Annotated in this window: 18 protein-coding genes; 16 read left to right on the top strand and 2 right to left on the bottom strand. The window is 43.7% G+C overall.

Features of this window, described 5'->3' with window-relative positions; translation table 11 throughout:
* The 7 genes from AC6CHU_RS16810 (at position 1) to AC6CHU_RS16780 (ending at position 7,224) form a co-directional block, all read left to right on the top strand.
* On the top strand, positions 1 to 1,368 hold the full coding sequence (locus tag AC6CHU_RS16810; RefSeq protein WP_159863193.1) for a sigma-54-dependent transcriptional regulator: 1,368 nt from the start codon (positions 1 to 3) through the stop codon (positions 1,366 to 1,368).
* Between the two features lie 186 nt (positions 1,369 to 1,554).
* The gene (locus AC6CHU_RS16805) at positions 1,555 to 2,208 is read left to right on the top strand and encodes an ABC transporter permease (protein ID WP_498122433.1); all 654 of its coding nucleotides are present in this window, start codon (positions 1,555 to 1,557) and stop codon (positions 2,206 to 2,208) included.
* 43 nt (positions 2,209 to 2,251) lie between these two features.
* Positions 2,252 to 3,250 (top strand): ABC transporter ATP-binding protein, encoded by a 999-nt coding sequence (locus AC6CHU_RS16800; protein ID WP_159863192.1) that lies wholly within the window; start codon positions 2,252 to 2,254, stop codon positions 3,248 to 3,250.
* A 12-nt stretch (positions 3,251 to 3,262) separates the two neighbouring features.
* Positions 3,263 to 4,000: an ABC transporter permease gene (locus AC6CHU_RS16795; RefSeq protein WP_159863191.1), complete on the top strand. Its 738-nt coding sequence runs from the start codon at positions 3,263 to 3,265 to the stop codon at positions 3,998 to 4,000.
* A 26-nt stretch (positions 4,001 to 4,026) separates the two neighbouring features.
* Entirely contained in the window at positions 4,027 to 4,956 is a 930-nt protein-coding gene (locus tag AC6CHU_RS16790) for an ABC transporter substrate-binding protein (protein ID WP_236566167.1), read from the top strand.
* 26 nt (positions 4,957 to 4,982) lie between these two features.
* Positions 4,983 to 6,248, top strand: coding sequence for an MmgE/PrpD family protein (locus tag AC6CHU_RS16785; protein WP_159863189.1), 1,266 nt, complete (start codon positions 4,983 to 4,985; stop codon positions 6,246 to 6,248).
* Positions 6,249 to 6,315: 67 nt separating this feature from the next.
* Positions 6,316 to 7,224, top strand: coding sequence for an alpha/beta hydrolase (locus AC6CHU_RS16780; protein ID WP_159863188.1), 909 nt, complete (start codon positions 6,316 to 6,318; stop codon positions 7,222 to 7,224).
* Between the two features lie 122 nt (positions 7,225 to 7,346).
* Here the strand turns inward: AC6CHU_RS16780 and AC6CHU_RS16775 are convergent, their stop codons facing one another.
* The gene (locus AC6CHU_RS16775; RefSeq protein WP_159863256.1) at positions 7,347 to 8,870 is read right to left on the bottom strand and encodes an alpha/beta hydrolase; all 1,524 of its coding nucleotides are present in this window, start codon (positions 8,868 to 8,870) and stop codon (positions 7,347 to 7,349) included.
* 167 nt (positions 8,871 to 9,037) lie between these two features.
* The gene (locus AC6CHU_RS16770; RefSeq protein WP_159863187.1) at positions 9,038 to 9,616 is read right to left on the bottom strand and encodes a transposase; all 579 of its coding nucleotides are present in this window, start codon (positions 9,614 to 9,616) and stop codon (positions 9,038 to 9,040) included.
* Positions 9,617 to 9,844: 228 nt separating this feature from the next.
* On the opposite strand from AC6CHU_RS16770, the gene yhfZ reads away from it, so the two are divergent.
* The 9 genes from yhfZ to AC6CHU_RS16725 all read left to right on the top strand — a co-directional run bounded on the left by yhfZ (position 9,845) and on the right by AC6CHU_RS16725 (position 19,228).
* Positions 9,845 to 10,777 (top strand): GntR family transcriptional regulator YhfZ, encoded by a 933-nt coding sequence (gene yhfZ, locus AC6CHU_RS16765; RefSeq protein ID WP_159863186.1) that lies wholly within the window; start codon positions 9,845 to 9,847, stop codon positions 10,775 to 10,777.
* Positions 10,778 to 10,844: 67 nt separating this feature from the next.
* Positions 10,845 to 11,219, top strand: a complete 375-nt coding sequence (locus AC6CHU_RS16760; protein ID WP_159863185.1) for a PRD domain-containing protein — start codon at positions 10,845 to 10,847, stop codon at positions 11,217 to 11,219.
* A 1-nt stretch (position 11,220) separates the two neighbouring features.
* Entirely contained in the window at positions 11,221 to 11,580 is a 360-nt protein-coding gene (locus AC6CHU_RS16755; RefSeq protein ID WP_159863184.1) for a DUF2620 domain-containing protein, read from the top strand.
* A 27-nt stretch (positions 11,581 to 11,607) separates the two neighbouring features.
* Positions 11,608 to 12,900, top strand: a complete 1,293-nt coding sequence (locus tag AC6CHU_RS16750; RefSeq protein ID WP_159863183.1) for a YhfT family protein — start codon at positions 11,608 to 11,610, stop codon at positions 12,898 to 12,900.
* 26 nt (positions 12,901 to 12,926) lie between these two features.
* Positions 12,927 to 13,844, top strand: a complete 918-nt coding sequence (locus AC6CHU_RS16745) for a phosphotriesterase family protein (protein WP_159863182.1) — start codon at positions 12,927 to 12,929, stop codon at positions 13,842 to 13,844.
* Positions 13,844 to 14,986, top strand: a complete 1,143-nt coding sequence (locus AC6CHU_RS16740; RefSeq protein WP_159863181.1) for an aminotransferase class V-fold PLP-dependent enzyme — start codon at positions 13,844 to 13,846, stop codon at positions 14,984 to 14,986. Before AC6CHU_RS16745 ends, AC6CHU_RS16740 begins: the two co-directional genes overlap by 1 nt.
* 27 nt (positions 14,987 to 15,013) lie before the next feature.
* Positions 15,014 to 16,174 (top strand): YhfX family PLP-dependent enzyme, encoded by a 1,161-nt coding sequence (locus AC6CHU_RS16735; protein ID WP_159863180.1) that lies wholly within the window; start codon positions 15,014 to 15,016, stop codon positions 16,172 to 16,174.
* 2 nt (positions 16,175 to 16,176) lie between these two features.
* Positions 16,177 to 17,370, top strand: a complete 1,194-nt coding sequence (locus tag AC6CHU_RS16730) for a phosphopentomutase (RefSeq protein WP_159863179.1) — start codon at positions 16,177 to 16,179, stop codon at positions 17,368 to 17,370.
* Positions 17,371 to 17,491: 121 nt separating this feature from the next.
* A complete protein-coding gene (locus tag AC6CHU_RS16725; RefSeq protein ID WP_159863178.1) occupies positions 17,492 to 19,228 on the top strand; it encodes a methyl-accepting chemotaxis protein in 1,737 nt (578 codons plus the stop codon).
* The last annotated feature ends 7 nt before the right edge of the window (positions 19,229 to 19,235 follow it).

Genomic DNA, 19,235 nt, shown 5'->3' with positions numbered 1-19,235 from the left:
ATGAAAAATATTTTACTAGTTGATGACGAATCGAAAATATTGAAAATCCTAAAATCTTCATTATCCAAGCAAGGCTACAGCGTGTATACAGCAGCAAACGGACAAGAGGCACGAAATAAAATCGCAGATACGAATGCCGATCTCGTTTTTTTGGACTTAAAGCTGCCAGATGCCTCAGGTTTAGAACTTTTACAGGAATTTATCGGACTATACCCTAACAAAATCTATATCATGATGACTGCTTATGGAAATATCGATAATGCTGTATCAGCTATGAAAGCGGGAGCATTTGATTATATGGTCAAGCCCGTAAAATTAAACGAACTCCTCGTTACAATTGAAAAGGCTTTTGAATTTTTGGGTGTAAAGGAAGAAAATAAAATATTGAAAGAACAGCTTCTTCATACTGAAGCTCATGGAGAACTCGTAGCAAATAGCAGTCCCATGAAAAATATTTTAAGGCTGGTAGAGAGGGTTTCAGCAACAGAAGCAAACATCCTCATTCAAGGCGAGAGCGGAACAGGGAAAACAAAAATTGCCAAAATGATCCATAAGCTGAGTGAAAGGAAACATGCCCCATTTATTCCTATAAATTGTGCAGCGATTCCTGAACAATTGCTGGAAAGTGAACTTTTTGGCCATGAAAAAGGCTCATTTACTGGAGCGGTATCGAGCCGAAAAGGGAAATTTGAAGCCGCTAATGGCGGAACGATTTTTTTAGATGAAATCGGTGAAATTTCCCCCTCCTTTCAGGCTAAACTCCTGCAGGTAACACAGGATAAAACCTTCATGCGTATCGGAAGCGATAAATTAAGCAAGGTCGACATCCGAATTATTTGTGCTACAAATCGCGATCTAAAGAAACTGGTAGAAGAGGGGAGCTTCAGGGAGGACTTATATTATCGATTAAACATAGTGGATATTTATATTCCATCGTTAAAGGAGCGAAAAGAGGATATTCCCCCTTTAGTAGAAAATTTTCTTGAAAAGTATCGGAGCAAGCATCAAAAAGATTATAAAACTACCAGGGAATTAATGGGCCATTTAATGAATTACGGATGGCCGGGAAATGTTCGGGAGCTTGAAAATGCAATAGAACGGGCGGTTGTATTATGTGAAGGGGATTTGATTACAATCGAAGATTTTCCAAGGGAGATTCGTGAAATTAAAAATAAAAATCCCAATGATATGATTAAAATAGAAGATAGTGCAACATTGCCGGAAATTATGGATGAAATCGAAAAAAAATATATTCTGAAGGCACTTGATGAATCTCTTGGACAGCCAGCAAAAGCGGCAAGAAAGCTTGGGATTTCCAGACAAAGCCTTTTATATAAAATGAACAAGTATTTTTCGGAGACAATATGACTTCGCCTGGGCTGCTAGCAGATGCTGTTAGCAGTCTTTTTGCTTAACAGGTGAATTGTGTAAATATTTTTTTACACAAAAGAAGGATATCTTTACAAATTATTTAGAAAATTCAATGAAATAAAGGGATTTAAGTTGGCACAGAACTTGCTAGATATATAAGTAAAATATTAAGGGGGGGAGAATTTGGAGATTCTAGAATTTGTCCAACTGAACTGGCCGGAGATTTTAGAGATGACCCTGGAGCATATCGAATTAGTGGGACTTGCAGTTGGCATCGCAATCATTACAGGTGTTCCTTTTGGGATTTATATTTCACAGAAAGAGAGTTTAGCAAGTCTAGTTCTGGCAGTGGCTGGAATTATTATGACTATACCTAGTATTGCATTGTTTGGAATTATGATTCCTATTTTCTCGCTAATTAATCAGGGAATAGGATTTCTGCCAGCCATAGTGGCTTTAATCTTGTATTCACAGCTGCCTATAATTCGAAACACATATATTGCGATAAAAAATGTGGATCCGAATGTAAGAGATGCAGCAATCGGGATGGGAATGACAACCTTTCAGAGACTAATAAAGGTGGAGCTTCCTCTGGCATTTCCAGTCATTATGGCTGGTGTGCGGATGGCGATCGTATTGACAATTGGAATCGGCGCAATAGCGGCTTACATTGGAGCAGGCGGCCTGGGCGGCTATATAGCTCGGGGCATATCAACAAGCTATGCAGTTATGATCCAGGTAGGTGCAATATCAGTTTCTATTTTAGCTATATCAATTGATGTTTTGTTAGGGAGATTTCAGAAAAGGTTTTCTTCTGGTGTAAGTATCAAATCATAAAAGTATAATAGACTGCGAGATTTATGAAAGAAGGTGAAGCAGAATGATTGAATTTCAGAATGTAACGAAGGTTTATGAAAGCGGTGACAAAAAGGTAACAGCCGTCAATAACATAAATTTTCTTGTTGAACCAGGAGAAATCTGTGTGTTTCTTGGCCCTTCAGGATGTGGGAAAACAACGCTGCTCAGGATGGTGAATCGTTTAATTCCTATTACAAGCGGAAGTATCGAGGTGGAAGGGAAAAATATTAATTCCATGGATCTCATCAAACTTCGAAGATCCATTGGATACGTAATCCAGCACAATGGACTGTTTCCGAACATGACGATTGAAGACAATATTAAAGTTGTTCCCAAGATGCTGGGATGGGATCAAAATCGAATGAAAAAACGGTACAGTGAACTAATGGAAATGATGGGTTTAGACCCGGGGCAGTTTCAAAAGCGTTACCCATATGAATTATCAGGCGGCCAGCAGCAGCGAATCGGGATTGCCAGGGCATTGGCTGCTGATCCCCCTGTTATGCTGATGGATGAACCTTTTGGAGCACTTGACCCTGTCATTCGTGACCGTTTACAGAATGAATTTTTGCGGATTCAAAAGAAAATGAAGAAAACGATTCTATTTGTCAGCCATGATATAGATGAGGCAATTAAATTAGGCGACAAAGTAGCCATCTTTGATACCGGGAAATTAATGCAAATTGGCACGCCTGATGAAATTCTGTCTAATCCGAAGAACGAATTTGTCCGTGATTTTGTTGGAGATGATAGAGCCCTGAAAAGGTTAACATTGTTAAAAGTAAGAGATTTAATGGTCTTAAGCGACAGATTTAGAAAAAGCCGATTGAACAGCGAGTGGCATGGACAGGTGATTTCAGTAAATGAAAATCTGAAAACAGCTTTATCACAAATATTGTCTGCTCCAAACGGAGAAATCTGTGTGGTAGATGACCATAACAAGAAGCTAGGTGTACTGTGTGTGTCTGATTTTAATTTATTCACAGAAGTGCACCCAAAAGATATATCAATTGTAAGGTAAGGGGGTGACAGTATGTCTGGGAAAAAGACCGAAAAAATAGTGAAGACAGGTCTATACGTAGTCGTAATCTCCATTTTAGGCTGGGCATACTTTAGCGGGGCATTTCAATTCATCATCGACAACCCTAAGGACCTTTTGTATTTAACTGGCCAGCATCTTAAATTGGTAGGAATATCTGCAGCTCTTGCAATTGCGACCGCAATACCGCTTGGTATCCTAATAACCAGGCCGAAGTTCAAGAAGCTTGATTGGATCGTATTAAATTTTGCGAATATAGGTCAAACGGTCCCGAGTCTGGCTATATTGGCTTTAGTCATGAGCTACTTTGGATTAGGCTGGCAGACTGCTATTTTTGCATTATGGTTCAATTCTCTTCTGCCTATCCTGAGAAATACGGTTGCAGGGATTGAGAATGTCAATCCGCAAATCATAGATGCTGGAAAAGGAATGGGCATGACATCCAAGCAAATCTTTTTTAAGCTTGAATTACCTAATGCCCTGTATGCCATCATGGCTGGTATCCGAACCTCTGTGGTTATTAATGTAGGAACAGGTGCTTTAGCCTTTTTAATTGGAGGCGGAGGTTTAGGAGATCTGATATTTACGGGAATTTCATTATATGATACAGGAATCATGCTTTCAGGAGCGGTTCCAGTCATATTATTAGCTGTCCTTCTTGATGTTTTATTGGGGAAGCTGGAAAAAATAATCGTTCCGCGAGGGCTTCAAAGAACACTGGAAGCAGCCTAGCGATGAGAGTTAAGGGAGGAAATTCTGTGAAAAGTTGGTTCTGTTTATTTCTGGCAATTATTGTGACGGCAACTACCCTAACCGCTTGTGGAAGCTCGTCAGCAAACAGTGAAGGCGGCGGAGGTGATTCAAAGGGAAAAGTGACAATAGGCGGTAAAGATTTTACTGAGCAGCAGATACTGTCCAAAGTAACATCCATTTATTTAAAGGAAAGCGGTTTTGATGTAGAGGAAGCAAGCAATATGGGAAGTGCTGTTGTCCGGTCTGCTTTGGAGAATGGACAAATCGATATTTATTGGGAATATACAGGCACTGGTTTAGTGGTTTACCAAAAACAGGAAGTAGAAACAGATCCCGATAAAGCATATGAAAAAGTTAAAGAAAATGATAAGAAAAACGGGGTCACCTGGTTAAATAAAGCGAATTTCAATAATACCTATGCGATCTTGATGAAGAAAGATACTGCTGAAAAAATGGGTGTAAAAACGATTTCGGATCTAGCCAAAGTGGTAAAGGATGATCCTGGTAAATTAAAATTTGCTTCTAATGCTGAATTCTATGCACGAGAAGATGGAGTAAAGGGTTTACAGAAACTTTACGGATTTAGATTCCCATCCAAAAATGTCGTGAAAATGGATTCCGGATTACTATATAACGCATTAAAGGATGGGCAGGTAGATGTATCAGTTGGCTTTGCTACAGATGGACGCATTAAGGGGTTCGACCTTGTGATTCTGGAAGATGATCAGCAATTTTTCCCTGCATATAATGGGGTTCCTGTTGTGAGAGAGGAAGTTGCTGAAAAATCTCCTGAGGTTTCTGAACTGCTGAACAAATTAGCCGGCCTTTTGGATAATGAAACGATGATGTCTCTAAATTACTCGGTAGATGTGGAACATAAGGATATCACGGAAGTAAGCCGTAACTGGCTGAAAGAGCAGGGGTTAGTGAAATAAAACTCATTCTATAGGAAGTGATTTCCTTGGCGTTTTTCGCTGGAAAGCTTGAGGAGTATTTGAGAACAGAATCATTTAACTCCGTTCATGCAAATGGCAAACAAGCTTTAAAAGAAGCACTTGCTGACATTATTGCCTGCACAATCGCAGGGACTCAAACTGCTGCATTTGAAATGGTAAAAAAGTTTGCAGAAGGACAGTGGGGAACTGGAAGAAGTTCTGTGTTTTCATCTGCTGAAAAAATGAGTGCATCAGGTGCAGCTTTAGTCAATGCTACTGCTGCGAATTCGCTCGACATGGATGACGGTCATCGCCTTGTAAAAGGCCATCCGGGTGCTATTGTTTTTCCGGCTGTTCTTGCAGCCGCGGAGGAGTACAATATTTCCGGTGAAGAATTCATGACGTCCCTCCTGATAAGCTATGAAATCGCCATAAGGGCAGGAATTCTCGCACATCAAGAGCGTCCTGAGTACCATTGTACAGGTTCCTGGGGAGCTGTCGGAGCTGCAGCTGGCTCAGGGCACATTATGAAATTGACAGGAAATGAATTAAACCATGCACTGGGTATTGCCGAATACCAATCAACCTACTCCCCCATGATGCGCTGCATTAAGCACCCTTCCATGCTCAAAGATGGGATTGGATGGGGAAGCATGACGGGAATAAGTGCCGCCTTCCTTGCGAAGGAGGGGTTTACCGGAATTCCTTCCCTTTTTGAAACAATGGAAACAGAGCCTTATTTGCAGGAATTGGGAGAGGTATACCGGGTGGAGGAGCTTTATTATAAGCCTTACGCATGCTGCAGATGGGCACAGCCGGGGATAGAAGCGTTGAAGGAGTTAAGGCTAAAGCATGCGTTAAGGGATTCAGAAATTAATAAAGTTAAAATTTATACATTTACTGAAGCTGCCTACTTAAGCAGGAAGAATCCAAATAATACAGAAGAAGCCCAATATAATCTCACTTTTCCATTCGCAGCCTATTTAGTGACAGGAGAGGTTGGACCTAATCAAGTATTGAAAGAACTAGGTAATCCAGAGATTTTAAATGCAATGAATAAGATTGAAATCTATATTAGTGATGAATTAGATCAGCAATTTCCTAAAAAGGCTCTTAGCAGGATAGAAATTGAGGATAGCAAGGGCCATATCTTTTCATCAAGTGTCCTTCAGGCAAAAGGAGACTATGATTTTCCGCTATCATCTATTGAAAAAAAGGATAAGTTTTATAATCTTGCAGAGCCAATTGCAGGACATGAAATGTGTGATGAAATATACCAATGTATTCAGTAAATAGAAAAGCTCTCGAGCATTAATGAGTTAACGTCATTATTAAATAAAAAACATGGAGGGATTTATCATGCAAGAACGTCAAATTAGCTTTTATAGTGAAGGGTTTAAACTGGATGGCACAATTTATCTGCCGGATGATTATCAGCCAGGTGAAAAACGGCCGGCCATAATTCCGAACTCCGGATATCAAGGTTTTAATCAATTTTACCCCCGATTATTTGCACGCAGCCTGACTGAGCTTGGGTATGTATGCCTGGGCTTTGATTACCGAGGTTTTGCAGACAGCGAAGGAAAGCAGGGCAGAGTTATTTTGGATGAGCAAGTGCAGGATATAAGAAACGCGATTACATTTTTAACAACCCAGGATGAAGTAGATCCTGAAAATATCGGGTTAATTGGCTGGGGCATGGGTGCATCAAACGTTGTGCGCGCTGCCGCAGCAGACAAACGCGTAAAAGCGGTAGCGGGTCTTAACGGTTTCTATAATGGAGAAAGATGGCTGAAGTCCATCCATTCCTATGTTGATTGGATAGAAATTAAAAACATGGTCGAAGCAGACCGTATTCACCGCGTTACAACTGGAAGTTCTAAATATGAGGACCCATTTATTCATTATCCGTTAGATCCTGCTACAAATGATTATGTACAAAAAGAACTTGCACCGCTGTCACCATTTGGAAAACAAACGCAGCTGCAGTTTACCGAATCCATTATCGAGCTGGATGCAGATAAAACAGCGAGTGCGATCGAGTGCCCACTATTTATCGGACATGGAAAAGAAAACCTGCTTCATCCTGTAGAAGAATCACTCCATTTTTACGAGGCAGCAACTGAACCAAAGCAGCTTTTCCTTATTGAAGGAAAACACAATGACTTTATGTATCACGAACACCCGGTATTCCAGGACTTAATTGGACAGCTTGGCCAATTCTTTGGGAAGAGCCTGCAATATAAAACGCTTGAGAAAATTGGTTAATCTCTCTTTGGAGATTTCAAAATAACGAGATTAATCAGAAAAAATCGAGTATATAACCATATACTCGATTTTTTGCTGCCGAGAGTGATCTGATAAATGTACCAGCAGATTAGGAAATCAGCCTAACGCGGATCCCGTTCCTCGCCAGTCTTCAAATCAACAACCTTCACAGGGTTCTCCGGTGCATCAACCGTTTTGCTCGCAGGGGCCGCATTGCCATTTTCCACCCAATCAACTAAGAGGTCAAATGATTGATGAGCGTATGGCAGCAGCGGCTGAAGTTCTTGATCCGGATCGGTGCCTGGGTTCCAGACAAGGCTGTCAACATGGTTCCCGTTCTCGATTGTGTACATGCGGTGCAGATCCTGCTTTCCGGCTTTCTTAACCAGCTTTTGATATCCCTTAGCATGGATTTCCGGGAAGATCAGCGAGTCCAGTGATCCAGTAAAAGAGATGAGCGGCACTTCAATATCCCCGGTATTGGCCACCGCCTTAATATTTTCTTTCACTTCCTTCGGCCGTGTTACATACTTATAATCTTCAAAAATATGATCATAGGACCGGTCTCTCACACCATTAAAGAAGTTCAGGTAATTGCTCCATTCCGTCCTGCCGGGTGCTTCCGGATCAAAATGATCGCGATAGATATTCAGAGAGACAAACCAGTATACCTGGTCATGGTAGGCCCACAGTTTTTCCGACCCTTTTGGCAATCCTGCTTTGTATAGCTCTTTCACCGCTTTTTTCTGTTCTTTGCCGCTGCCATACAAAGCTTCCTCTGAATGATTCACAACAGTGGTCAGAGAGCTGATCAAATTCTCCTTTTTCTCCGTCCATAAAACGCCTTCCCAATCGACTCCTCCATTAAAAAGGCGGGGTTCGCCGGTTTTCTCTGGATTGTCATTTTCAAGGGCATAGCGCACGACGTAGCCCCCATTGGAAATTCCCATCGCATATGTAGGAATTTTATGGTCTTTCAATATTAAATCACTTGCCGGATCTGAGGAATCTGGATCGATCAGTCCATCTGGGTAATGGCTGGCTAAGTACTGCTGTGCGGCTTTTGTAATCTGGCGGAATCGCTGATGCCATTCAGCAACACTATCATCCTCACCGGCCAGCGCATTCTTTACTTTTGCCAATGGGTCAGCTGGATCCTCCTCGCCCTGGGTGCCTTTGTCAATTGCTGCAAATGCATATCCTTTTTCCAGTACATAATCGCTGAAAAGCAGGTCGGTTGACGTTTCATTTCGCGTAGCCGGAATTCCCGAAACAACCAGCCGGCCATTCCAGTGGTCCGGAACCCGGATGACAAACTGGGCATCTTCAAAAATCCCATTTACCTGAGTTCCCGTGACAGAAGCAGGGTTGTACATTTGATGCCAGCCCGTTCCTTCTTCAGCATTTCCCCATAGATAAGGAGCCAGACCGATATTGCCGTATAGGGTTGCCTGCTCAAATTGCAGAGGATTCTTAGTAGTGAGCCAATTGTCGCCGGCCCCGTCGAAGTATTGTTCTGAAACTGCGTGAGCGCCAGGAATGTTCACCTGGTTCGCTAGCGAAGTCTGCTCGGCAAGACTTTCTCCCGGGAATAATGAAAAACTTAAAGCAGAAGCCAGTGATAACGCAATAAGCTTATTTTTCAGTTAAATCCACTCCCTTTTGACAAAATTTGTTACAGTTCCTTCTACTTTTACTAATTATGGGAATCATGGGTCTTAATGATTAATTGTTTGAATTTTCTGTACAACAACAGGGTGACAGGCACCTATACCAGTTATAGACCACTAATCCCTATTCCTATGGTGAAAACCTAAATATTATTGAGCTGTTCAATTTTAATGTCTTTTACCATCCACCTGCAGTAATTTTGTTTTTGCATATTTTCGTCGTTTCCAGAAAATAGATCTGTTATGGATTTGAGGTTAAGGTAATCAGGAGTTTGCTTCTGTGAGTAATAAAAGCAGGGGAAGCTTGACCAGCGGTAGTGTTGCGGAGCATCTGCAATTTTTGCTTCAACAGGATTTAAGTGAATGTAGCGGCTCACTTCCAGCAGCCCATAAAGATCATAAATAGGCTTACTAAAGAAACGTTTCTCAAATAAATGGCCTTGGACTTGATATTTTTTATTGTAGTAATCAGCATAAGCCTTATTAATGGTTCTCATTACCTTGGAAAGTGGGACGTCTTTAGTTTTTAGCATGAGGTGATAGTGGTTTGACATTAAACAGTAGCTGGCAATTTCGAGGCTGGCAGAACGATGAGTGTAGTGGAGGATATACAAAAATGAGATAAAATCTGATTCGTTTTCAAACAAGTTTGCTCTCCAATTGCCACGGCTGACCACATGGTGATAGTGATCTGGACTCCAAATTCTTTTAGGGCGTGCCATTCTTTTGCTCCTTTCGTTATTATCTCTGTATATATTCTCTTCCTTTAGGGAGAATTCCTTTAATTCGACATAATTCGGGTGGTGCCTGTCACCATTTTTCGATGTCACCACCACTTTTTCGATGTCACCAATATTTTTTGAAAACTCTTGAAATAAAACCCCATACCAGCTAAACTCATAATATACAGTTTTTCGTATATTGATCTGAAGGTAAAGAGGTTTTGTGAAATGAGCCGTATTTGGGAAAGTTTATATTCAAAGAATGGGCTGGCCGCCAAGTTTATTGCAAAGGAGCTTATCCGGTTTTCTGAGGGAGAGAGAATTCCCCGGGTAAGTGATTTTACAGAGAAGCTATCCTTGGGCCGTGGAACGGTGCAGGGGGCATTAAGGGTGCTGGAAGATTTGCATGCTATTTCCCTTGAATCCAGAGGTCATCTTGGTACCTTTTTGAAAAAGAGGGACATCAACCTGCTGTATGAGATTGCCGGCATCGGACCGGTGATGGGGGTAATGCCGCTTCCATATTCCCGCAAGTATGAAGGCCTGGCGACTGGTATTGTCGAGGGGTTTGAGGAAATCAACAAGAAGTCTGGACTTGCTTATATGAGAGGGGCGAGAAGGCGGGTCGAATCCCTAAAAACCCGGCGATACGATTTTGCCATCATGTCCCAGCTGGCCGCAGAAGAGGCTGTTCAGGAGTTTGAGGGCTTAGAAATTCTCCATATCCTTGGGCCGGAAACGTATGTAACATCCCATAAAGTTTTCTTTTCGAATCATAAAAGCAATGAGATTACAGATGGCATGAAAGTCGGAATTGACTATTCATCTGCCGACCAGGCCAATATTACCCTCCTTGAATGTGAAGAGCACAACGTTGAATTAATAAAGGTAGACTACATGCAGCTTTTCAATATGCTGAAGAACGGCAGTATTGATGCTGCGGTCTGGAACGTTGATGAAGCGAGAGCACTAAAAACGTTTGCCACCTCTGATTTTAAATCAAAAAAGGCAAAGGAGCTGGCTAGAAAAGCAAACACAGCGGCCATAGTCATTGAAAGTGAAAGAACCAATATCAGAGAACAAATCCAGCTGCTCCAGTTCAGTAAAGTGGAAGAGATCCAAAGGCTAGTGGAGGAAGAGAAAAAATATCCTCACTATTAAGAAACTATGTTCTAGTTTCTTAGCACTATTAATATACTAAATACTGTATTTTGGAGGGGTTAAAAGAATGGATATAAACCAGCTCAAAGAAAGAATGGATATCCTTTTAGCTTCAACTGTGGTCAGCACCAAAGCAGCCGATATAAGCACGTTAGCATTTATGCATTTACAGTCACACTTGAGAAAGGATGCCATAGACGGGGCTGAGATGCTTTTCACGCATTTGCCGACAGCTCTGACGAGAATTGAAAAGGAAGAACTAGTAGAGGCTCCCCATCCTGCTTTGCTGGATGAAGTCAAACAGTCACCGGAAGCATCCACAGCAATGAAGGAAATCGAATTTGTACAGCAGCAATGGAAGAAACAGCTCCCCCAAGAGGAAATCGATTTTCTGCTCATCCATTACACAAATGTACTGCAACTAAACAAGGGAGGAAATTAAGATGAAGATTGTAGTTGGCGGACAGGTTGATAAAAAAGAGATTGAGAGTTTAATAAAGGAGATTGACAGCAGCATAACAACGATGGTCAAGTCAGATCTCGAAGCGGCGATGGCCGTTAAGACAGGACAGGCAGATTATTATGTAGGGGCCTGCCATACAGGAGGCGGCGGTGCTTTAGCCATGGCGATTGCCCTTCTCGGCAAGCCGAACTGCGAGACGGTTTCCATGCCGGGGAAAAAGCCGGTTGAGGATAAAATTGTAACCGCTGTCAGCGAAGGGAAAAAAGCGTTTGGATTCACGGCTGACCATAAAGAGGTTGCTGTGCCTATGATTATCAAAGCTTTAAAGAATAAAAGCTAATCCATTTTATTTGAGGGGGAAAAAGAAATGGAAATGACATTAATTATCCTGATTGGTGCCGTTGCTGCTGTGTTGGCCAATATGAATATTGCGGTTTTCAATGATGGCCTTCGTCCAATTGTCTCAGAACATGTTGAAGGGCGGATGACGAGACGGGATCTTGCCTTCACTGCCTTTGCGATGAGCTTCGGCCTGGTAATCGGATTTGGAATACCGTTTACACTCTCGGCCAGTATCATTCTTGTTCACAGTATCCTGCTGGGGACTGATATTATTGGATTGCTGACACCGAAGAATAAATGGGGAACACCGCTTGCGGCAGTGATTGGCGGTGCTTATGGAGCAGGGCTGTTAATCGGTCTCGAGGGCTTTGTGAAGCTGTTCGATTATCTGCCGCTTAATTTCCTTGAAGCCATGGGAGCGGTAGGAACGCCGGTTGTTGTTACATTTATGGCATTCCCGGCGCTTGCGGTTGCCATGCAGTTTAGCGTGAAAAAAGGGGTTATCACATTTATTGTGTCAGCGCTGATCCGCCAGCTCGCTGTCTGGCTGAACGAAAGCGGAGTTCTTACGATTTCAGGCACAACAGTCACACTGAACCAGGAAGGAATGGCTCTTATCACAGGAATGATCTTCCTCCTTGTTTTTGCCATGAAAGAAAAAGCGGAAGAAGGCTCCTCTATCGACCTTGCTGCGGTATTCAGTGACAAGGTGGCTAAAATCAGAAAAAATGTTGGGTTCTTTATGATCATTGGCGGTCTCATTGCAGCTGCTACCAATCTATGGATCATGGCCGGAGATCCGATTTCTTTAAATCTATTAGCGGAAGGCAAAGCAACTGATGCCGGAATTGCCGCGGCTGCCCGTGCGCTAGGCTTTATCCCGCTTGTCGCCAGTACAGCAATCGCAACAGGTGTATACAGCCCAGTCGGATTCACACTCATTTTCGTCGTCGGATTTTTCTCCCCGAATGTCTGGGTAGCCTTAATCGGCGGTGTCATTATTATTTTCATAGAAGTAATGCTATTAAGCTCCATTGCGAGATTCCTTGATAAATATCCCGGTGTCCGTAATTCCGGAGAAAATATACGCAGTGCGATGACCAAGCTTTTGGAAGTAGCGCTATTAATTGGCGGAGCGAATGCTGCCAACGCGATTGCTCCGGGGTTCGGCTTCTTCTTCATTGCCGGCTTCTATTTGCTGAATGAAGCGGCCGGACGCCCAATTGTCCGCATTGCAGTCGGCCCTGTGGGTGCCATTGCAGTCGGAATCATTGCCAATATCCTGGTTGCACTTGGAATCATGAACATACCTCAGTAAAAAAATTAGAAACGGAGCGGACTGCCATGATACAAACCGTACTTGGAAAAATTGCTCCGGAAGAATTGGGGATTTGCTCGGCTCACGAGCATCTCTCCATTGATCTTTCGCGAGTGAAAAAAGATCCCGATACTATTTTGGATGATGAACAGGGCATGCGTGAGGAATTGGAGGATTTCTATCGTTTTGGCGGAAGGTCGATGGTGGAAGTGACAAATGACGGCATGGGCCGAAACGCTCCCGTGCTAAAAAGGCTAAGCGAGGCAACAGGAGTTCACCTTATTACATGTACTGGCTTTTATAAAGACCCATATATCCCTCACTATGCCGACGGCTGGAAAGCAGAGCAGTTTGCGCAGCATTTTATCAAAGAAGCAACGGAAGGAATCGGAGATACAGGCATACTTCCCGGTGTCATCGGGGAAGTGGGCACAAGCAAAAATGAAATGAAGCCAATCGAACACGAGCTCTTAATTGGTGCCGCGATGGCTGGTGTCGAAACCGGCCTTCCGGTAACCACACATACAACGCTCGGAACACTTGGCTACGAACAGGTGGAGCTGCTGACGAAGCATGGACTTCCAGCTGGTCAGATCATCATCGGCCATCAGGATCTCAACCCGAATAAAGACGAGGTTCTCGCTGTTTTGGAAACAGGAGCTTATATTGCGTTTGATACGATCGGAAAAAATAATTACCGTCCTGATGAAGAAAGAGCTGCTTTTCTCCTGGATTTCATAAAACGCGGCTATGAAAATCAAATTCTGCTTTCAGCCGATTTAACCCGTAAATCGCATTGGAAGAAGAACGGAGGCCCGGGCTACGGTCTTGTGCTTGAGACGTTTATTCCAAAATTGAAAGAATCGGGCGTTCCGGAAAGCATTCTTCATCGGTTCCTGACGGTTAATCCATCCAGAGCTTTTTCAATAAGGGAGCGATCATAATGTCCACATACAACCGAGCCCAATTAAAGTACGCAGATTCAGTTTTGCCAAGCTTATCGATACAGGAAGCTCAGGAAAAGCAATTTAAGCTAGTCGACAGAATGAGCCGCTATTTCAAGGGCAGGCAATTTCTTTCGATGGGAGACCTCGGTGTCTCACCCCAATATAAGCGGCCGGAACAGACGTATCTCGTGGAAAGAGTACTGGCAGATTTCTTTGGAACAGAAGACTGTGCCCTTGTGAGGGGAGCCGGAACAGGTGCGATCCGCACTATTCTCAGCATGCTCCTGTCTCCTGGGGATGAAATGTTCATTCACACGGCACCTGTGTATACGACGACGAAAGAAACATTAAGGATCTTAGGCATTAAAACAGTCCAGGCTAATTACAACCATATTGAGGAAATCAGAACGGCCATCAGAAATCACCAAAATCCTAAAGTTTTCTATATTCAGCATGCCCGCCAGCAGCCGACAGATCATTATGAACTAGCTGAAGTCATTAAAATGGTGAAGGAAGAACGCCCGGATCTTCCAATCGTCGTAGACGATAATTATTGTGCACTGAAGACAAAGGGAATTGGTGTGGAATTAGGAGCAGACTACTCCACCTTTTCTGGCTTTAAGCTTCTTGGGCCGGAAGGAATCGCGGTCATTGCCGGCAAGAAAGACGCCCTCGAACGGGTGCATCACTATAACTACTCGGGCGGCGGCCAGGTTCAGGGCTACGAGGCTATGGAGCTTTTAAGAATGATGACCTTCGCACCTGTGTCACTGGCTATTCAGAACGAGCAGGTGGAAGAGCTCTGCCGCCATCTGAATGAAGGGGCTGTAAAGGGCATTCGCTCCGCCTACATGACGAATGCCCAATCCAAAAACGTTATTGTAGAGCTGGAGGATCCGATCGCTCAACATGTGATCAGCATCAGTGACGAGCATGGGGCGGCCACCCATCCGGTTGGGGCAGAATCAAAATATGAAATCATTCCGATGATATACCGCGTTTCCGGAAGCTTTTTGGAAGCGCAGCCTGAGCTGAAGGAATATGGACTGCGCATCAATCCAATGAAATCAGGAGCAGGAACAATTATCGGCATTCTGGAAAAAGTGATACCTCTTGCAAAAGAAGTGCAGCATCGTTGATACCCGTATATAAAGGGGGAGACTTTCATGTTTTTAGATGTAACAAAGCGCAGAAATCCTAAGCTGATTCAATCAGGAGTTACCTTGCATCAAAGCGGGCTTATACCCCCGAATACGTACGTGATTGACCTTGATATCCTTGGAGAGAATGCAGAGGCTCTGGCTGATACAGCAAAGTATCATGATTTTACGCTCTATTTCATGAGCAAACAGCTGGGAAGGCTTCCGTTTATAGGGAAGTTTATTGCGGAGCACGGCATCGAAAAGGCGGTTGCTGTTGAATTTGACGAAGCTAAAACATTGGCAGAAGGCGGAGTTGAAATCGGAAATGTCGGCCACCTGGTTCAGCCGGGGAAAAATCAATGGAAAGAAGCTTTATCATGGAATCCTGAAGTCATTACCCTATTTTCCCTTGCACGTGCCAGACAGCTTTCTGATGCGGCTTTAAAATCAGGCGTGGTTCAGGATGTACTTCTTAGGGTGTATGCAGAAGGTGATATGATTTATCCCGGACAGCAGGGCGGCTTTCGATTGGAAAAGCTGGATGAAGAGCTTACCGTACTGGCTGGCCTTTCCGGGATTAACATAGCAGGCGTTACAACCTTCCCGAACTTTCAGCTGTCTAAAGATAAGAAAAGCATGGAACCGACTCCAAACCTTACAACCCTTTTAAAAGCAAAAGACATTCTAGAGAAAAAGGGCATCACTGTAAAACAGGTAAACGGTCCAAGTGCGACCAGCTGTGAAACCATTCCGTTCCTGGCAGAACAGGGGGTAACACATGGGGAACCGGGACATGCCCTTACCGGAACGACCCCGCTGCATGCTTACCGGGATCTGCCCGAGAAACCTGCCATTGTATATGTAACGGAAGTGTCCCACCAGGATCAGGATCATTATTATGTCATTGGCGGGGGCTATTACGGGCGTTCCCACTTAACCGGGTGCCTCGTCGGCAGCAATGAAAAAGATATATTGAAGCAGCATGTAAAAGCAATCGAGCCTGATCCTGAAGCGATTGACTACTATGGTGCAATTGAGAGACCGAACGGTTTTAAAGTCTCTGAAGGAGATACTGCTGTTTTCTCTTTCCGGACCCAGGTGTTCGTCACCAGGGCCCATATTGCCCTGGTAAAAGGAATTCAAAGCGGAAAGCCGGAGCTGGTTCACTTTGAGAGGAAGTGGTAAGGATGGCAAAAGCAATTCTGCTGGTGATTGACAGCTTTGGCATTGGCGCAATGGAGGATTGCGGAGAGTTCAATCCTTCTGACTGCAGGGCCAATACCTATAAGCATATCCGGGAGTCGGCTGATTTTTTAGAAATACCCACGCTATATAGGCTTGGACTGGGGGCACTTGCAGATGGGACTGCAGCTCCTGCCAATGCTTACGGCTTTTCTGCCTTAGCCCATTACGGGGCAGACACCTATCTCGGGCATCAGGAAATTGCCGGGAGCTGCCCGAAGCGCTCGAATAAAAGATTAATGAAGGATATTCATTCTGATCTCGCCAAGGCATTGATGGTAGCAGGCTATCGGGTTGAATATCCATGGAGTGACCGGCCGGTGCTTTTAGTGGATGGTGCCTGTGTCATCGGGGATAACCTTGAGTCCTCGCTCGGAAATATCATCAATTTAACGGCAGATTTTAATAAAATGCCCTTCAAGAAATTAAAGGAAGTCGGAAAAATTGTCCGCAGGAATTTAGACACCAGCCGGGTCATTGCGTTTGGAGGACCCTATACGACCATTGAACATATCCTGTCAGTTGTACAGGAGAAAAATCCAGGCCAGTGGGGAGTAGATGCCCCGAAGGCAAAGGTATACGGTAAAGGCTATGAAGTCTATCATATGGGATACGGTGTAAATATAGACGGACAATTTCCGATGATCGCTGCCCGCCATGGCCTTAAAGTTCACCGGATTGGCAAAACGGCGGATGTTCTGCATGGCGAAGGGCCGGCAAATCCCATTGTTGATACAGAAAAAGTCCTGCAGGCTTTAGAGAATTCGTATGTAAAAGAAAAAGAGGATGCTGCGTTTTTGGTCAATATACAGGAAACAGATCTGGCAGGACATGCCCAGGATACAGATTGGTATGCGCGTCTGCTTAACACAACCGATCAGTGGCTCGCAAAATTCCTGCCCAGAATGGAAACAGACGATTTGATTCTAATCATGGCCGATCATGGCAACGACCCGACCATCGGCCATTCCAACCATACGAGGGAATACGTCCCGATCCTTGCTGCCGGTAAGCGGGTAAAACCGGTTAACATCGGAAAAAGAAACTCGATGGCTGACGTTGGGGCAACATTCAGCGAGTTTTTCGGATTGCCTGCGACTGAGGAAGGCGAAAGTTTTTTAAAGATGATAATAGATTAAGTGAGATGCTGGAGCCAGAATGGTTTCAGTATTTTTTTGTATTTTCGATTTTTCTAGTGCTATTTAACCGGGTTAAAAGTTATAATTCATATATGAAATATTTACTGATGGAGTGAAATTTATGAAAAAGCTCAGCAATAGAATTGCACTGGTCATGGCTCTTGGAATGGCAATTGTTTTACTCGGAAACATTTCTATGCTCTATTTAAGCACAAAAAGTTCAGTAGAGTCCTCTATTGAAAACTTTAGCCTAAGCATTGCAGACAATATTGTCTCAAAGATGGAAACCGAAAAATATAAGGAGTTTTTAAAGAATCCCAATCAGTCGGAAACCTATTGGGACCTCAGGGAACAGCTGAATGATTTCCGCGAGAAAACAGGCGCATTTTACGTCTATACTTTAATGGCTGACTCCGGGAAGAAAGAACTCTTTATTATGGTGGATGGTCTGCCGAATGACTCCGATATTGCTGCAGACATTAAAACACCGACAACGGCTACAACATACGAAGATATTGCTCCTGTCCTGGATGGAAAAGCTTCAAGCTCACCAATCGTTCACGATCCTGATTATGGAGACTACCTTTCCGCGTTCGTACCCATTAAAGCGGATGGAAAAATAATCGGGATATTGGGTGTGGATATCAATGCAGAGAATGTTAGCAGCATTACAGACCAAGTACTCCTGGAAGTGCTGCCGATGAATCTGGTAATAAATATACTGTTAATCCTTGGAGTGGTCACCATTTTGGCCTGGTTCGTCAGAAAAAGACTGCTCCCGCTGCAAAGCATCAGTTCAGCCGCGCAATTAATGGCTGATGGCGATCTTCGCGGAGCGGAAGAGAAGGCAAGTTCAATTAAAGTAAAAGGAAATGACGAAATTAGGCTCGTGACAGAGTCTTTCAAAAAAATGACCTACCATACAAAAGTGATGGTTGAAGACATCAAATCATCCTCAGAAGCACTCCTGGTTTCTTCGGGTAAAATAGAAAATAAGGTGGAAGAAATCAGCCAGGCCAGCAGCCTGATTGTCAGAGGAATCCAGGAAGTGGCCGGAGCTACTGATACACAGCTGATCCGAAGCGAGGAATCAGCCAAGGCAATTGAAGAAATGGCTGTAGGCATACAGCGCATTGCAGAAGCTTCGACAGATGTGAGCGAACAATCCAATACAGTTGCACAGCAGGTAAAAGAAGGTTTTGATGAAATTCAGTCTATCATCCGGCAGATCAACGAGATCAAAAAAACGGTAAACGATTCCTCTCTATTTATAGAAGAGCTCGGTACACAGGCTACTGAAATTGAGAGTATCGTGAACCTGATATCAGGCATCGCGGAGCAAACCAATCTGCTTGCATTAAATGCAGCTATTGAAGCTGCACGGGCAGGCGAACATGGCAAAGGCTTCGCGGTTGTATCCCAGGAAGTGAAAAAGCTGGCAGAAGGCTCAAAAGCATCAGCTGAACAAATTGCCGAAAAGCTGAATCACTTCAGATTATCTATTGAACAGGCAGTCGGGAATATGCATGCGAGCTCAGGTAAAGTGGAAGAAGGCGCAGATCTTGTCAATAGTGCCGGAGAGAAATTCAATCAGATCCTGCATGCAGTCGAAGGCGTGACCGGGGAAATTCAGGAGGTTTCTGCAGTAACAGAAGAGCTCTCTGCAGGTTCAGAAGAGATTTCTGCTTCTATTGATGAATTTGCGGGTCTGTCAAAAGACACAGCACAAATTTCCCGCGAGGTCGCAGCCTCAACAGACCAGCAGGAGGATGCAGTAGGTAAGATTTCAGAACTGACCCTTCAGCTGAGCAGTCTTTCGAAACAGCTGGAAAAGTCGGTGGAGAAGTTTAAAATATAAAATGCAG

This window comes from Cytobacillus sp. GQ23, from assembly GCF_059758675.1.
The sequence above is the reverse complement of the archived record's forward strand: the minus strand, read 5'-3'. Positions and strand labels throughout refer to the sequence as shown.

What these genes read in the sequence shown, in the direction of transcription:
- AC6CHU_RS16810 (WP_159863193.1), top strand. Translation starts at nt 1, where the DNA reads ATGAAAAATATTTTACTAGTTGATGACGAATCGAAAATATTGAAAATC.
- AC6CHU_RS16800 (WP_159863192.1), top strand. Translation starts at nt 2,252, where the DNA reads ATGATTGAATTTCAGAATGTAACGAAGGTTTATGAAAGCGGTGACAAA.
- AC6CHU_RS16795 (WP_159863191.1), top strand. Translation starts at nt 3,263, where the DNA reads ATGTCTGGGAAAAAGACCGAAAAAATAGTGAAGACAGGTCTATACGTA.
- AC6CHU_RS16780 (WP_159863188.1), top strand. Translation starts at nt 6,316, where the DNA reads ATGCAAGAACGTCAAATTAGCTTTTATAGTGAAGGGTTTAAACTGGAT.
- AC6CHU_RS16770 (WP_159863187.1), bottom strand. Translation starts at nt 9,616, where the DNA reads ATGGCACGCCCTAAAAGAATTTGGAGTCCAGATCACTATCACCATGTG.
- yhfZ (WP_159863186.1), top strand. Translation starts at nt 9,845, where the DNA reads ATGAGCCGTATTTGGGAAAGTTTATATTCAAAGAATGGGCTGGCCGCC.
- AC6CHU_RS16760 (WP_159863185.1), top strand. Translation starts at nt 10,845, where the DNA reads ATGGATATAAACCAGCTCAAAGAAAGAATGGATATCCTTTTAGCTTCA.
- AC6CHU_RS16755 (WP_159863184.1), top strand. Translation starts at nt 11,221, where the DNA reads ATGAAGATTGTAGTTGGCGGACAGGTTGATAAAAAAGAGATTGAGAGT.
- AC6CHU_RS16750 (WP_159863183.1), top strand. Translation starts at nt 11,608, where the DNA reads ATGGAAATGACATTAATTATCCTGATTGGTGCCGTTGCTGCTGTGTTG.
- AC6CHU_RS16745 (WP_159863182.1), top strand. Translation starts at nt 12,927, where the DNA reads ATGATACAAACCGTACTTGGAAAAATTGCTCCGGAAGAATTGGGGATT.
- AC6CHU_RS16740 (WP_159863181.1), top strand. Translation starts at nt 13,844, where the DNA reads ATGTCCACATACAACCGAGCCCAATTAAAGTACGCAGATTCAGTTTTG.
- AC6CHU_RS16735 (WP_159863180.1), top strand. Translation starts at nt 15,014, where the DNA reads ATGTTTTTAGATGTAACAAAGCGCAGAAATCCTAAGCTGATTCAATCA.
- AC6CHU_RS16730 (WP_159863179.1), top strand. Translation starts at nt 16,177, where the DNA reads ATGGCAAAAGCAATTCTGCTGGTGATTGACAGCTTTGGCATTGGCGCA.
- AC6CHU_RS16725 (WP_159863178.1), top strand. Translation starts at nt 17,492, where the DNA reads ATGAAAAAGCTCAGCAATAGAATTGCACTGGTCATGGCTCTTGGAATG.